A 15011-nucleotide genomic window follows, 5' to 3' on the forward strand; every position below is an offset into this window, starting at 1 on the left:
CGCGTCACTCGACGCGACAGGGTCCGTCAGTAGTCGACCCGGTCCGCCTTGCTGAGCCAGGCGTCGAACGGCGCGAAGGAGTCGGCGTGCTCCCCGGCGTGTACGACGGTCGGCCAAGTCGAGCGGTCCCGCGCGAAGAGCTCGTAGAACTCCCGGTCGTCGAAGCCGCCGCGGGCGGCGTCGTCGCGGTCGGCGGCGTAGACGACCCGGTCGAGGCGCGCCCACAGGCAGGCGGCGACGCACAGTGGGCAGGGCTCGCAGGACGTGTAGAGGACGCAACCCGCCAGCGAGAAGTCGCCGAGGTCGGCGCAGGCCGCCCGGATCGCCAGCACCTCCGCGTGGGCGGTCGGGTCGTTGTCGCGGGTCACCCTGTTCTGCCCGGTCGAGAGCAGCACCCCGTCGCGCACGATCACCGCGCCGAACGGCCCGCCGCCGTCGGCGACGTTGGCGACCGCGAGGTCGAGGGCGTGTGCCAACCAACGGTCGTCGGTCATGAGTCCTCCGTGATGGTGGTGGCGAGCCGCCAGAGCCGGTCCCGGCTCATCGGCAGCTCATAGGGACGTACGCCGAGGGCGTCGCGCACGGCGTTGGCGATCGCCGGTGCGACCGGGTTGTACGGCGCCTCGCTCATCGACTTCGCACCGCGCGGGCCGAGCTCGTCGTACGTGTCGGCGAAGAGCACCTCGGTCGGTGGCACGTCGGCGATCTGCGGCACCCGGTAGTGCCGGAAGGCGCGGGTGAGCACCTCGCCGTCGCGGAGCATCAGCTCCTCCTGCAGCGCGCTACCGAGTCCCTGGGCGACGCCGCCCTCGACCTGGCCGCGCAGCTGCTCGGGGTTGATGACCCGGCCGGCGTCGACGGCATGCACCGAGCGCAGCACCCGCAGCTCGCCAGTCAGCCGGTCGACGGCGACCCGGATGCCGTGGACGTTGAAAGCGACCGATCTCGGCGTACCCGAGTGTCGCCCGGATCGGCTCAACGGCGGGGTTTCGCCGGCGTCGAGCGCCGCGCGCAGCTCGCGGGCGGCGTCCGCGACGGCCGTACCGGCGACCACCGAACCCGTCGATCCGAAGGCGCCGGTGTCGTACGCCGCGGCGTCGGTGTCGGAGGAGTACAGCCGGATCCGGGCCGGGTCGATGCCGAGCTCCTCGGCGACGAGCTGCACGTGCACGGTGGCGGAGCCGTTGCCGAACTCCGCGCTGCCGACTCCGATCGTGACGGTGCCGTCGGTGTCGATGCCGACCGTCGCCTCGCTGTGGTGGCCACGGGGCGGGATGGTGGCGATCATCGATGCGGCCAGGCCTTCGCCGACCGCCCACCGGTCGCCGGTCGGAGCAGGGGTGTCGTCTCCGGATGCGAGCGCCGACTCGACCAGGTCGAGGCACTGGTCGAGGCCGTAGCTGCCGAAGACCAGGTCGGTGTCGGGCTCACCGTTGACGACGAACTCGTCTCCGGGGCGTACGGCGTTGCGCCGACGCAGCTCGGCGGGGGGGAGGCCGAGCTCGCGCGCGAGGTCGTCGAGCGCGGACTCGATGCCGAAGATCACCTGGCCGAGCCCGTAGCCGCGGAACGCGCCCGACGGCAGATTGTTGGTGTAGACCGCCTCGGCGTCGACCCGCTTGTTGGCGCAGCGGTAGAGCGCGACAGACTCGTGGCAGCCGTGGAACAGCACGCCGACCGAGTGGTTGCCGTAGGCGCCCGCGTCGCTGAGCACGTCGAGCGCCAAGGCGGTGAGTAGGCCGTCGGCGTCCGCGCCGAGCGTCACCGAGATCCGCATCGGGTGCCGGCACGGAGCCAGCGTGAACTGCTGCTCGCGGGTCAGCTCGATCTGCACGGGCGCGTGGGTCTTCAGCACCGCAAGCGCCACCAGATCCTCGACCAGCATCTCCTGCTTGCCGCCGAAGCCGCCGCCGACGCGGGCGGCGACCACCCGCACCCGGTCCGGCTCCAGCCCGAGCACGTGGGCGAGCTCCGCGCGCACCAGGAACGGCACCTGGGTGCTCGACCTGACCACCAGCCGACCGTCATCGTCGAGCCAGCCCCGCGCACCATGGGTCTCCATCGCGGCGTGAGTGACGCGGGCGGTCTGCCAGGTGCCGCTCACGGTCACTGCTGCGGCGGCGAGCCCGGTGACCACGTCGCCGATCTCGCCATGGATCTGCGCGACGACGTTGCGCTGCGGCTCGTCGACCCTGCTGACCTCGGGGACCTTGTCGCCGTGCAGGAGCGGGGCGCCGGCAGCGCGGGCGGTCTCGGGGTCGAAGACGGCCGGCAGCACGTCGTACTCGATCTCGACCAGAGCCGCCGCGCGCTGTGCGGCGCCGACGGACTCGGCCACGACCGCGGCGACCCGTTGGCCGCGGAAGCGGACGACGTCATCGAGCATCCGGGTGTCGTCGGGGTCGTCGAGCCGGCTCTCGTGGCGGGCGGTGGAGTAGAGCACGTCGGGGACGTCGAGGTGCGTGAGGACGAGGCGTACGCCGGGGGCGGTGCTCGCGCGCGTGGTGTCGATGCGGACGATCCGGGCGTGCGCGTGCGGGCTCTGCACCAGCGCCATGTGCAGCACGCCGGTCGTCGGCAGGTCGAGGGTGTAGGCCTCGGTGCCGGTGACGACTCGTTGCGCCGCCGGCGCGCCGAGGGAGGCGCCGAAGGCTGCACCGTCGCCGGGTCCGACGTTGCGCTTCCCGGCCAGCGCGTCACGGATCGAGCGATAGCCGGTGCAGCGGCACAGGTTGCCCTTGAAGCAGCGCTCGACGTCTGGTGTCAGGTCGGTGCCGGCCGCGGTCATCACGAAGCCGGCGGTGCAGAAGCCGCACTGGAAGCCGGCGGCATCGGCGAACGCGCGCTGCACGGGGTGGGGGTCCTCCGGCGTACCCAGCCCGGCGAGCGTGGTGACCTCGTGGTCGACCGCGCGGCCGGCGGGGTAGAGGCAGGAGTGCACCGGCGCTCCGTCGACGTGCACGGTGCACGCACCGCAGTCGCCGGAGTCACAGCCCTTCTTGACGTCCAGGCGCCCGGCGTCGCGCAGGAAGGTGCGCAGGCACTGGCCGGGTGCGGGGGTCTGCTCGACGGGCTCACCGTTGATCCTCATGCGGGCCGTCCCCGGGCGGCGGTGAGCAGGCAACCGTTCGGGGCCGCGCAACCGGCGAAAACGGTTGCTGACGCACCGCTGGCCGGCGCCCTCATGACAGCAGCTCCGTTCGGACCTCACGCGCCAGTACGCCGGTGACGTGCGCGCGCCAGTCGGCGGGGCCGTGCGGGTCGTCGTACCAGCAGTCGATGGCGGCCAGCCCGGCGTCCAGGTCATCGAGGGAGAGCACGACCGGTCTGGTCGTCGAGGCGCTGACGGTGACGCGCGGGCCGCTGCCGATGACGACGGCGGAGGCTCGGCCGAGCGGGGTGAGGGACGCGCGGCGGAAGGCGGAGGGCAGCGACAGTGCGGCGGTGGGTACGTCGATCGCGCGGACCACCTCGCCCGGGGTGAGGGTCGTCGTACCCGCACCGGTGACGAAGTCGACCGCGGGTTGCTCACGCGAGCCGCCGTCAGGAGTCCAGACGATGACGGTGGCACCGAGGGCCGCCGCCAGGGACACCATCGCGGCGGCCGGGAGCGCGAGACAGAGGTTGCCGCCGACGGTCGCGACGTGCTGGACCTTCCACGACATCAGGAGTGAGTCCGCGGTGGCGCGGACCAGCCCGGCGGCCGGCCCCCAGGGAGCATCGACGACCCGCGAGACCGTGCAGGTCGCGCCGATGCGCAGCACTCCCGGCAGCGACTCCCAGTCCGGCCACCCGAGCGTGGTCAGGTCGACGAGGCCGCTGACCTCCGGCTGGGGCTCGGAGAAGAGCCAGGTGCCGCCTGCGAGTAGGGCCTCGCCGGGCGCCAGCACGAGGTCCTCGCGCCCGCGGGCCGCCCGGTGGCTGGTGACGGTGACGAGGTCCATCACTCGACCTCGGCGAGCCGGCCGTACGACGCGCTGATCTCGGCGATCCGGTCGCGTGCGGGCCGTCCGAGGGCGGAGAGCACACCGTCGGCGAGCACGCTGACCAGACTCATCGCGGCGGCGTAGCTGTCGAAGGCGAGGGTGCTGGTGACGGGGCACTCGAGCCAGTACGCCGAGGCGGCCGCATGCCTCCGGGCGGTGGAGTCGGCGAGCAGCACGACCGTGGCGCCGGTGCGCCCCGCCTCCTCGAGGAACGCCCCGAAGTCAGCGGGCCGGCGCCGGAACCCGACGACGACCACAGCATCGCCGGCGACCAGGTCGGCCAGCTCCTCGCTGATCACCTGACCGGGCAGCGGAGCCAGGCGTACGTCGCCGCGGGCGTGGGCGAGCTGCTGGCGCAGGTGCAGTGCCACGGGGTGGCTGTTGCGCCAGCCGACGACCAGCACCCGCCGGGCTCCGGCCAGCAACGCGACGACGTCGCCGAGCACCGGGCTCTCGAGGGCGTGGCGCAGCGACTCCTGCTCGTGGGCGAGGTGGTCGCCAGTCGTCGAGGCGCCGTCGACCCGACGCGGCTCACCGGCGGAACGGAGGGCGCGCAGGTGGTCGCGGACCTCGTCGAAGTCGGTGAAGCCGAGACTGCGGAAGAGCCGGCTCATGGTCGCCTTGGAGACGCCGGCGAGCTCGGCGAGCTCGGCGGATCGGTAGGTCGCGAGGTCGTCGAGGTGCTCGAGCAGGGTCTCGGCAGCCCGACGCTCCTGGGGCGAGAGCACGGCGTACCTCTGCGTGATCCGTTCGTCGATGCGTTCAGCCACGAGCTCCTCCGATCCGAGCCGCGACGTCGAGCACCGCCGCCTCCAGTGCGTCCAGCCCGGCGGTGACGTCGAGCTCTCGCACGTCCTCCTCCGGGTGGTGGCTGATGCCGTCGTGGCAGCGGACGAAGAGCATGCCGACGTCGGTGACCCTGCCGACCGCCATCGCGTCGTGGCCGGCCCGGCTCCACAGCCCCATCGGGTCGTCGTCGCCGATGCTGCGGATGCCTGCCATCACGGCCTCCTGCAGCCAGGTCGCACACGGCATCGCAGGTGCCCGGTGGGTCTCGCGGACCTCGAACCGGAGCCCGCGGATCGCGCAGGCTCGCTCGATCTCGGCGCTCAGCGCGGACCACATCTCGTCGCGCTCGACGTCGGTCGCCGCCCGCAGGTCGAGGCTGATGTCGGCACGACCGGGGATGACGTTGATCGCGCCGGGCTGCACCTCGATCCGCCCGACGGTGGCGATGCACTCGGACTCGCGGGCTCGCCGTTCGATCAGCGTGATCGCCTCGCTGGCGCCGACCAGGGCGTCTCGCCGGCGGTGGTACGGCGTACCGCCCGCGTGCCGGGCCTCGCCGACGAACGTCAGCCGGAAGCGCCGCGCGCCGGCGATGGTGGTGACGTAGCCGAGAGAGCGGTTCGAGGCCTCCAGGTAGGGCCCCTGCTCGATGTGCGCCTCGAGGTAGCCGACCAGCTCGTCGGGCCTCCGGGCCGCGTCGCCGACCCGGCGCGGGTCGAGGCCGAACTCCAGGAACGCCTCGTGCAGCGTCACGCCGTCACGGTCGCGCAGGTCCCACCAGTCCTCCTCCCACACGCCGGCGAACGCCTGGCTGCCGAGCAGGGCCTTGCCGAACCGGGTGCCCTCCTCGTCGCTGAAGCCGATCACCTCCAGGGCGAAGGGCAGGTCATGGTCGCGCAGGCGCCCGGCGACCGCGATCGCCATCACCACACCGAGCATCCCGTCGTACGACCCGGCGTCGGGCACCGTGTCGAGGTGGGACCCGAGGAGCAGCGCCGGCAGACCGGGCGTCGCGCCCTCGCGCCGGCCGCACTGGTTGCCGGCCGGGTCCTGCCAGGTGCGCAGGCCGGCCTGCTCCATCCAGCGGCCGGCGACCGCGTTGGCGCTGGCGTGCTCGCGGGAGAGGTAGACGCGTTCGAGCTGCGGCGGGGTAGCGGTGAACCGGTCGAGCTCGGCACACCGGTCGAGGACCTCACGGGCGGTCGTCACGATGCGTACACCTCCTGGGCGGCACCGACGCCACCACCGGCAGTCAGCGGTACGCCGTACGCCCGGAGCACCTGCTCGAGCGCGGCCAAGGTGACCAGCACGGCGTCCTTGCGGGCGTTGTAGCCCATCGTGCCGATGCGCCAGACCTTGCCGTGGAGCGGACCGAACGACGTGCCGATCTCGATCCCGAAGTCGTCGAGCAGGCCGGACCGCGCCCTGTCGCCGTCCACCCCGTCGGGGATCTCGACGGCGACGACGTTGTGCATCTTGTGCGCGACGTCTCCGAAGACCTCGAGTCCCAGACCACGCACGCCTTCGAGCATCGCGCGACCGTGCAGGGCATGCCGTTCGATGGCGGCGTCGAGCCCCTCCTCGACCAGCAGCCGCGCGCACTCGCGGGCGCCGTACAGCATGGTCGTGGCCTCGGTGTGGTGGTTGAGCCGGCGCGGACCCCAGTAGTCCATGACCTGCGCGAGATCCAGGTAGTTGCTGACGATCCGCTCGCCCGGTGCGTCGGTCTCGCCGTCAGCACGGAGCCCTGCCTCGACGTGCTTGCGGCCGTCGATCACGTCGACGGCACGGCCGGAGATCGTGATCGGGGCGCTGCCGGACGGGCCGCCGAGGCACTTCTGCAGGCCGGCAGTGACGACGTCCATGCCCCACGTGTCGGCCTCGAACTCGTTGCCACCGAGCGAGGCGGTGGCGTCGCAGTAGAGCAGCACGTCGTGGCGCCGGCAGATCTCGCCGAGGTCGGCCAGCGGCTGGCACATGGTGGTGGACGTGTCGCCCTGCACGATCGCGAGCACCTTCGGCCGCACCCGTCGTACGGCGTCCTCCACCTGCTCGGCGGAGAACACCTGGCCCCACGGGACCTCGATGGTGTGCACCTCGGCGCGGCAGCGCTCGGCGATCTCGGTGAGCAGGTGGCCGAAACGGCCGAAGACCGGCACCAGCACCCGGTCACCCGGCTCGAGCAGCGACACCAGCGCCGCCTCGATCCCCGCGCGCGAGGTGCCGTCGACCAGGAACGTCTGCTCGTTGGCGGTGCGGAAGACCTCGCGGTAGAGCGCCATCGTCTCGTTCATGCTCGCGGTCATCCACGGGTCGTACTGACCGACCAGCTGCGCCGACATCGCCCGCAGCACGCGCGGGTCGGCGTTGATCGGGCCGGGGCCCATCAGCAGCCGCGGTGGTGGGTTGATCGGACCGCTCATGTGGGCTCCTTCCATGCGGCGGTGAGCAGGCAACCGAATCGGCACCTGTGGCGGTCGGAAACGGTTGCTGGCTCACCGCCGCCGGGGGTTGCTGGCCTCATGAACCGGGCCTCCTCAGCTGCTGACCCCACCGATGGTCGGGGTGCTCGACGTCGATGGCGTTGCCGCGCACCACCGTGCGGGTGACGCGGCCGCCGTACCGGATCCCGTCGTACGCCGAGATCGGGTTGCGGTGCGCGAGCCTGGTGGCCTCGATGCGGAACTCGACGCCGGTGTCGTAGATGGCGAGGTCGGCATCGGCGCCCACCACGATGCGGCCCTTGGTGGCGAGGTCGACGAGGTCGGCGGTGTTGCGCGACATCCAGCGGCTGACGTCCTCGACCGGGATGTTGCGGCGGCGCGCCTCCTGGGCGACCGCGCTGAATCCGACCTGCAGGCCGGACACCCCGCCCCAGGCCTGCTGCAGGTCGCCGTCGCCGCGCCCCTTCTCCTCGGCGGTGGCGGGGGAGTGGTCGCTGACGACCATGTCGATGACTCCGGCCCGCAGCCCCTGCCAGAGCTCCTCCCGGTTGCCGGCGTCGCGGATCGGGGGGCAGCACTTGAACTGCGACGAACCGTCCGGGATGGTCTCGGCCGCGAAGCAGAGGTAGTGGGGGCAGGTCTCGACGGTGACCCGCAGTCCCTCGGCCTTCGCGTCGGCGATCAGGTCGAGCGCCTTCGCACTGGAGAGATGCAGGATGTGGACCTTCGCGCCGGTCTCGCGGGCGCCGTCGAGGACCCGCTGGATGGCGGTCAGCTCGGCCGCGTCGGGGCGCGACAGCAGGAAGTCGCGGTAGGCACGACCCGGGGTCACGGGTGCCACGTCCAGCACCGCAGCGTCCTCGGCGTGCACGATCATCAGCCCGTCGAAGCGCGCGATCTCGGTGAGCGCGGTGTGGAACTGGTCCGGGTCGAGCGGCGGGAACTCGTCGACGCCGCTCGGCGACAGGAAGCACTTGAACCCGAAGACCCCGGCCTCCCACAGGGGTTCGAGATCGGCCAGGTTGTCCGGTACGGCGCCGCCCCAGAAGCCGACGTCGACCATGAGTTCGCCGTCGGCCGCCTCCTGCTTGAGTTTCAGGTGCTCGACCGTGGTGGTCGGCGGGACGGAGTTGAGCGGCATGTCGACCAGCGTCGTCGCGCCGCCGAGCGCAGCCGCCTCGGTCGCCGACACGAAGCCCTCCCACTCCGTGCGCCCGGGCTCGTTGATGTGCACGTGGGTGTCCACGACACCGGGCACGACGTACGCCGTGTCGGGTGCGCGCACCACGACTCCGTCAACCTCGTGGTCGACCGGCTCGATCGCCTCGATCCGGCCGCGGTGCACCAGGACGGTGGCCGGCCTGAAGGCATCGTCGATCAGCACCCGCTGGGCCTGTACGGCGTCAATGCGCATCCGGGCTAGGCCTCCGCACGCTGCACGGTCGCCTCGATCAGGCCGTACGGGCGGTCGGCAGCGAAGAACACCTCGCCCGGGTTGTCGAGGCCGAACGGCTCCAGGTCGACGAGGAAGTGGTGCTTGTTGGGGCAGGACAGGCTGATCTCCGCGACCTCGTCGTACCTCTCCAGCACGGCCTTGCCCATCTCGAAGATCGTCTGCTGGAGGGCGAGCGAGTGGACGCCGGCGAAGGTCGCGAGCAGCAGGTCGCGGATGCCCTCGTACAGGGCGTTGAAGTCGACGTCCGCGCTGCCGTAGCGCCAGGACGCGGTGACGCTGGTGGCGAGGATCCGGTCGGTCGTCTCCTGCAGCGTGGTGTAGCGGTCGCGGGGGAACCCGTGGAACTCGGAGCCGGTGGACTTCAGGACCGTGCAGTCCTCGAGTCCTGCGGTCACGGTGGCCTGGTCACCGTCGAGCTCGACGACCGCGGTCCGGGTCTCACGGCCGCTGCGCACGAACGAGTGGTCGCCGTCCTGGATCCGCTCCCACCCGTACTGCTCGGCTGCCCACCGACCACCGGTCACCCACGCGAACTCGTCGGTGAAGTGTCGGCCCAGCCGCAGCAGGAACTCCTCCGGGGAGCCGATGCCGTCGCGGGCGAACGCGTAGACGGTGTTCTTCTGGGTGTCGGTCGCGACCACCTGGCTGTTGTCGCCCTCGGTGTGACAGGCCTCGAAGTCGCCGCGCAGCTGGCTGGTGACGTTGAGGTCCTCGATCGCGTGGCGCGCGGTGTCCCGGGTGACTTTCACCAGCCTGCACTCGGCTTTGCCGTACTGGTTGGGTCCGAGGACGATGTCTCCGACTGCCACGTCAGCTCCCCTTGTAGGTCGTGTACGAGTACGGGCTGAGCAGGAGCGCCACGTGGTAGTGCTCGTCGCCGCCTACGGCAAAGCCCAGCGAGACGCCCGGGAAGAAGGTGTCCCGCCCCGAGGACGCGAACCACGGGCCGGTGTCGAAGTAGAGGCCGTAGCCGCCGGGGGCGAGATCGAGGTCGAACCGGACCCGGCCGTCGGCGTCCGTGGCCAGCACAGCGAGCTCCTCGGCGTCGGGGCCGATGAGCGCGACCACGAGAGCAGTGGCGGGTACGCCGAGGGCGGCGTCGAGGACATGGGTCGAGAGGGTGCTCATGAGAGAAGGCCTTCCAGCCGCAGGAGGGCGATCTCGCGGAGCTGCCCGGACGTCACCGCGATCTCGGTCTCGGGATCGTTGCCGAGCCGCTCGTCGAGCAGCGCCAGGATCTCCTCGGCGCTACGGCCTGCTGCGCGGACCAGGTAGATGCGGTCGAACCGCTCCTCGTACGCCGCGTTGCCCGCCGCCAGCCGGCGCTGGATGTCGGTGTCGCGCGGGTCGACGCCCGCCTGCTCGCTGCCCGACATCTGCGCGCTCGCGCCGGAGCCGGCGTGCCGCTCACCGATCCGCGGGTGGTCGGCGAGCGCCTTCTCGACCTCGACCGGCGTCCAGGCCCGGGCCAGCGAGTCGGCCCGGTCGAGCAGCTCGGCGATCCCGGCGTACGGCCGGCCGTTGACGACGCCGTCCACCCAGCTGTCGATGTCGACACACGGGCGCACCGCATCGGCGGCCTCGGTGGCCGGCGCGTCGTTGAACTCCTGGAGCAGCAACGTTCCTCCTCGAGCCGCGACACTAGGGATCCGATGTAAAGCCGGACCGAAACAACCGTTTCAGAGACGTTAACGTCAGCCGAGGTCGATCGCGAGGTCCAAGAGGTCTCGATCTCGTCCGGGACCGGCCACGAGGCAGACCCCGACGGGCAGCCCGGCCCTGGTGCTGCGGGGGATGCTGAGCGCCGGGAGCCCGGCCAGACCGGCGAGACAGGTCAGCGACATGTTCGCCGTCCGCACGGCGTCGAGCCCCTCGCCGATGAGCGGCGCGACCGAGGCCGCGGACGGCAGCATCAGCACCCTGTCTCCGACCAGCTCGCGGATCCGGGCGCCGGCCTCGTCGACCAGCCGGCGTGCGGCTGCCGCCCTGGCGTCGTCGATCAGCGAGGCCGCCTCGAACCGCCCGCGTACGTCGGCGCCGAGTTCGTCGAGCCGCGGGGCGACCCACGCGCCGCGCTCCTGCCAGGCCTCCCAGGCCTGCAGGGTCTGGAACGCCTGCAGCCAGTCGGGCAGGTCGCTGAGGTCCCACGACTCCCGCATCGCGCCGTGCTCGGCGGCGTACCGGTCGACGACCAGCGCCACCTCCTCGCTGGCGATCGCGGTGAGGCCCGGCACGCTGACCAGCTCGCTCGCGGCGCTGCGCGGACCCGCTGGCAGCAGTGCCTCGGCGACCTGCCGCAGGAGCTCCGGGGTGCGGGTCACCCAGCCGACCGCGTCGAAGGAGCGCGACAACGGGAGCAGCGCGTAGGCCGACGCCGCGCCATGCGTGGTGCGGATGCCGTAGAGACCCTGGTACGACGCGGGCACCCGGATCGAGCCGCCGGTGTCGGTGCCGAGACCGATGGTCGCGTGGCCCAGCGAGACCGCGCTGGTCGACCCGGACGTGGAGCCTCCGGAGATGCGCAGCGGCGCCTTCGGGTTCGGCGGAGTGCCGTAGTGGGCGTTGGTGCCGGCCAGGGAGTAGGCGAACTCGTCGGTGCGGGTGATCCCGCGCACCGACGCGCCCGCCTCGAGCAGCAGCTCGAGGGCACGGGCGTGCACCGGTTCGACGCGCGCGTCGGCCAGCCAGGCCGGGTTGCCGGCGCCGATCCGCTGGCCCTGCACGGCGTACAGGTCCTTGACGGCGACGCTCTCGCCGTCGAGCGGACCACTGCCGGTCGGCGCGACGAGGGGGTCGCCGATGACGCGCCAGATCCGGGTGTCGATCGCCGGAGCGGGGACGGAGACGTGGGCCGCGGTGACCCGCCAGCCGTCGGAGGTCCGGACCCAGAACTGGGTCTGCTGGCCGCGGCCACCGCGCTCGAGCTCGGTGACCGCGATGACGAGCGCGTGGTCGTCGTCGACGGTCTGCACGTGGGTCTGCACGATCCGGCGCTGCGGGGCGCCGCCGCGACCGCTGCGGAACGCGCTGATCTGGTCGTGGCCGACCAGCAGCCCGTTGGCGTCGCCGCGCAGTGTCGTCGGCCCGGGAGCGAAGAGACGGTCGAGCGCGGGGACGTCGTCGGACATCAGTGCGCGCTCGTACTCCCAGAAGGCGTCGACGAGTCCGTCGGGCACAGGTGCTTGCGTCATGGAGACAGTCTGGCGAAGTCCGCCTTGCGGATCCGCGCATGCACGCCCTTCACGACGTCGACGACCTGCGAGATGTCGAAGTCGGTGGCGGCCGAGAGATAGGCGTACGCGAGTCGCGGGTCCATCCCGTAGCGGCTCTCGAGCAGGGCGATCGCGTTGCGCACGCAGTTCTGCATCGCGACGTCGAGGTCCTCGTCCATGCCGGTCGCGACCAGGTGCTCGGCGGTCTCGCCGAGCGGCCCAGCGAGCTCGCCGAAGCGTCGTACGGCGTCCTCGTGCGGCACCACGTCGAGGCGGACGGTGGCGCGCAGCGACGCCTCCATCGCGGTCAGCGACACCTCGCCGTCACCTTGCGCGAAGTGCGGGTCGCCGACGTACGCCAGCGCCCCCTCGACCTGCACCGGGAGGTAGAGCGTGGCGCCGACCGTGAGCAGGTTGATGTCGATGTTGCCGCCGTGCCGGCCGGGAGGGACGGAGTGCGGGCGTGCGTCGCCTGCGACGGCGACGCCCATGATCCCGAGGAACGGCGCGAGCGGGAACTCGACCAGGTGCTCGCCGCCGATCTGCAGCGGCAGCTGTCCGTGGGCGCCGTCCTCGCTGACGCTGGCGAACGCGCTGAAGAGCCCGCCCTCGCGCGGGTACTCGCCGGGCAGCGCGCCCTTCCCGTGTCGGTTGGAGATCACGCCGTACGGCACTCGCTGGAGGGTCTCGACGACGGTCATCGCCAGCAGGTCGCCCGGGCGAGCGCCGGCGACGCGGACCGGTCGGCTGACGACGTGCGGACCGTCCACCCCGAACGTGTGGGGCACCTCGCTCGCCGCGATCTCGATCGCGTCGTCGAGCACCGCGGCCACGTCGTACTGCCCGAAGAAGGCCTTGGGGTCCCGTCCCTGATCCTCGAGGATGCCTTCGTGGCTGACGGTGTCGAAGGTGACCTCGGTCCCCGGCTCGACCGTCAGGACCGGTTCATCGATCGCGCACGGCAGCCGTCCCCACAACACGTGGTCCGGCGTCGACGGCAGGTACGCCGACCCGCGGATCGGCCCCGACCCCGGCTGCAGCACCTCGCTCATGCCGGCCGAGGCTAGGCAACGCTTGTTTCAGGGATGTTCCACGGTGGGGTGGTTTCGAGGCTCGGCGCTGGCGCGCCTCGCACCTCAACCACCGACACCGGCGCGCCTCGCACCTCAACCACCGGCAACACCGGTGGTTGAGGTGCGAAGGCCGCTAGGCCTGAGCCTCGAAACCACCTGCCGCGAGACTCACGTGTACAGCCGGTCCACGACGTCGGAGTACTTCGTGTTCACGACCCGCCGCTTGAGCTTCAGCGTCGGTGTGAGCTCCTCGGACTCGGCGGTCCACTCGACGCCGAGCAGCTCGAACGACTTCACCTGCTCAGGCCGCGACAGTCGCTCGTTGGCGGCATCGACGGCCTGCTGCACGATCTCCCGGATCTCCGGCTTCTCGGCAAGGTCGGCGAGGCTGGTGAACTCGATGCCGAGCTGCTGGGCCATCAGCGGTGCGATCTCACCGTCGAGGGTGAGGATCGCGACGACGTACGGGCGGGCGTCGCCGATCGCCATCGCGTGGCCGATCAGCGGGGACTCCTTGAGGAAGCTCTCGATGTTGGACGGGGCGACGTTCTTGCCGGCGGAGGTGATGATCAGCTCCTTCTTGCGGTCGACGACCGCGAAGAAGCCGTCGTCGTCCAGGGTGCCGATGTCGCCGGTGTGGATCCAGTCGTCGTCGTCGATCAGCGCCCGGGTCGCCTGCTCCTGGAGGTGGTAGCCGGGGGTGTTCACCGGGCCGCGGACCAGGATCTCGCCGTCCTCGCCGAGCTTGACCTCCATGCCCGGGTTGGCGCGGCCGACGGTGCCGAGCTTGAAGCCGCCGGGCCCGTTGGCGGTCACGGCGCCGCAGGTCTCGGTCATGCCGTAGACGTCGTACACCTTGAGACCGAGGCCGGCCATGAACTTCGCGACGTCCAGGGGCATCGGTGCCGCGGCGGAGCCGGCCCAGGTGACCTGGTCGAGGCCGAGCAGCAGCTTGAGGAACCCGAGGATCCCCTCCTCTGCCTGGCGGTAGGCCTCCTCGATCTCCGGCGTCATCACGCCGCCGACCTCCTGCGCCTCCACCCAGGCGAGCGCCGCCGCCATCGAGTCCTCGACCATCTTGCGGTTGGCCGGGTCGGGGTCGGAGGCGAGCTTGGCGGACAAGCCGGTCTTGATCTTCTCCCACACCCGCGGGACGCCGAAGAACGCCGTCGGGTGCACTTCACCGAGGGTGGCGAGCAGCTGCGCCGGGTCGCCGATCGCGTGCATGTGGCTGCCCTGGATCTGCGGGCCGTAGAGCCCGAGGACCCGCTCGGCGATGTGCGCCAGGGGCAGGTAGCTGACACCGACCTGGGCCTCCGTCAGGCCGGCGGCCTCCTGCGTGCTGATCGCCTCGAAGAGCACATTGTGGTGGGTGAGCACCACGCCCTTCGGGTCGCCGGTGGTGCCGGACGTGTAGAGGATCGTGGCCGGGTCGTCGGGGCTCAGCTCCGCGGTCCGGGCCTCGACCTCGGCGGTGTGCTCCGCACGGTAGGCCCGGCCCGAGGCGACCAGGTCGTCCCACGAGGTGTAGAGGTCGCCGGCCGGGACGGCGTCGGCGTCGATGACCACGACCCGGGCGATGTCGTCGCGCTCCTTGATCGCGCGCGACCACCGGGAGAGGTGGTCCGCATCCTCCAGGACCACGACGCGCGGGTGGGCGTGGCCGGCGACGAACGCGACCTGCTCGGGCGCCAGGGTGTTGTAGATCGACATCGGCGTCGCGGCCGCGTGCACGGCCCCGATGTCGGCCACGAAGTGCTCGATCCGGTTGGTCGCCATGATCGCGACGGTGTCGCCGACCCCGACCCCCGCCTCGATGAGCCCGGCCGCGGCGTCGAGCGCGAGCTCACGCGTCTGCGCCCAGGTCAGCGTCCGCCAGGACTCGCCCTCCGGCACGTGGTGCCTGTCGGAGTACGCCGGGTCGTCGCCGACCCTCGTCACGGTGTCGGCCAGGGCGTCGACGAGGGTCCGGCCCTCGATCTCGGCCTGGATGCGGGCTCGTTCGGCGAGTACGGCGTCGGGCATCGGGGGCTCCTCGGGACCGTCACGGT

13 protein-coding genes are annotated in these 15011 nt (G+C 71.9%); all 13 read right to left on the reverse strand.

The features are described from left to right. Nucleotides 1-26: 26 nt before the first annotated feature. On the reverse strand, nucleotides 27-494 hold the full coding sequence (locus ABEA33_RS08625; RefSeq protein WP_345526349.1) for a nucleoside deaminase: 468 nt from the start codon (nucleotides 492-494) through the stop codon (nucleotides 27-29). Further along, nucleotides 491-3091, reverse strand: a complete 2601-nt coding sequence (locus ABEA33_RS08630) for a molybdopterin-dependent oxidoreductase (RefSeq protein ID WP_345526350.1) — start codon at nucleotides 3089-3091, stop codon at nucleotides 491-493. The genes ABEA33_RS08625 and ABEA33_RS08630 overlap by 4 nt, the downstream gene beginning before the upstream one ends. 91 nt (nucleotides 3092-3182) lie before the next feature. Beyond that, nucleotides 3183-3944 carry an FAD binding domain-containing protein gene (locus ABEA33_RS08635; RefSeq protein ID WP_345526351.1) on the reverse strand — a complete coding sequence of 254 codons (762 nt, stop codon included), beginning with the start codon at nucleotides 3942-3944 and terminating at the stop codon, nucleotides 3183-3185. After that, nucleotides 3944-4756 (reverse strand): MurR/RpiR family transcriptional regulator, encoded by an 813-nt coding sequence (locus ABEA33_RS08640; protein WP_345526352.1) that lies wholly within the window; start codon nucleotides 4754-4756, stop codon nucleotides 3944-3946. Before ABEA33_RS08640 ends, ABEA33_RS08635 begins: the two co-directional genes overlap by 1 nt. Continuing rightward, entirely contained in the window at nucleotides 4749-5984 is a 1236-nt protein-coding gene (locus ABEA33_RS08645; protein ID WP_345526353.1) for an allantoate amidohydrolase, read from the reverse strand. The genes ABEA33_RS08640 and ABEA33_RS08645 overlap by 8 nt, the downstream gene beginning before the upstream one ends. Beyond that, on the reverse strand, nucleotides 5981-7198 hold the full coding sequence (locus ABEA33_RS08650) for a pyridoxal-phosphate-dependent aminotransferase family protein (RefSeq protein WP_345526354.1): 1218 nt from the start codon (nucleotides 7196-7198) through the stop codon (nucleotides 5981-5983). Before ABEA33_RS08650 ends, ABEA33_RS08645 begins: the two co-directional genes overlap by 4 nt. A 97-nt stretch (nucleotides 7199-7295) precedes the next feature. After that, nucleotides 7296-8633, reverse strand: coding sequence for an allantoinase AllB (gene allB, locus ABEA33_RS08655; RefSeq protein WP_345526355.1), 1338 nt, complete (start codon nucleotides 8631-8633; stop codon nucleotides 7296-7298). A gap of 5 nt (nucleotides 8634-8638) precedes the next feature. Continuing rightward, entirely contained in the window at nucleotides 8639-9484 is an 846-nt protein-coding gene (gene pucL / locus ABEA33_RS08660) for a factor-independent urate hydroxylase (RefSeq protein WP_345526356.1), read from the reverse strand. 1 nt (nucleotide 9485) lies between these two features. Beyond that, the gene (gene uraH / locus ABEA33_RS08665; protein ID WP_345526357.1) at nucleotides 9486-9803 is read right to left on the reverse strand and encodes a hydroxyisourate hydrolase; all 318 of its coding nucleotides are present in this window, start codon (nucleotides 9801-9803) and stop codon (nucleotides 9486-9488) included. After that, a complete protein-coding gene (uraD, locus tag ABEA33_RS08670; protein WP_345526358.1) occupies nucleotides 9800-10294 on the reverse strand; it encodes a 2-oxo-4-hydroxy-4-carboxy-5-ureidoimidazoline decarboxylase in 495 nt (164 codons plus the stop codon). Before uraD ends, uraH begins: the two co-directional genes overlap by 4 nt. Nucleotides 10295-10369: 75 nt before the next feature. Further along, entirely contained in the window at nucleotides 10370-11866 is a 1497-nt protein-coding gene (locus ABEA33_RS08675; RefSeq protein WP_345526359.1) for an AtzH-like domain-containing protein, read from the reverse strand. Beyond that, nucleotides 11863-12939 (reverse strand): acetamidase/formamidase family protein, encoded by a 1077-nt coding sequence (locus tag ABEA33_RS08680; protein WP_345526360.1) that lies wholly within the window; start codon nucleotides 12937-12939, stop codon nucleotides 11863-11865. Before ABEA33_RS08680 ends, ABEA33_RS08675 begins: the two co-directional genes overlap by 4 nt. Nucleotides 12940-13128: 189 nt before the next feature. Next, on the reverse strand, nucleotides 13129-14985 hold the full coding sequence (locus ABEA33_RS08685; RefSeq protein WP_345526361.1) for an AMP-dependent synthetase/ligase: 1857 nt from the start codon (nucleotides 14983-14985) through the stop codon (nucleotides 13129-13131). Nucleotides 14986-15011: the final 26 nt, after the last annotated feature.

The sequence above is a fragment of the Nocardioides endophyticus genome, from assembly GCF_039543845.1.
Taxonomy (GTDB): domain Bacteria; phylum Actinomycetota; class Actinomycetes; order Propionibacteriales; family Nocardioidaceae; genus Nocardioides; species Nocardioides endophyticus.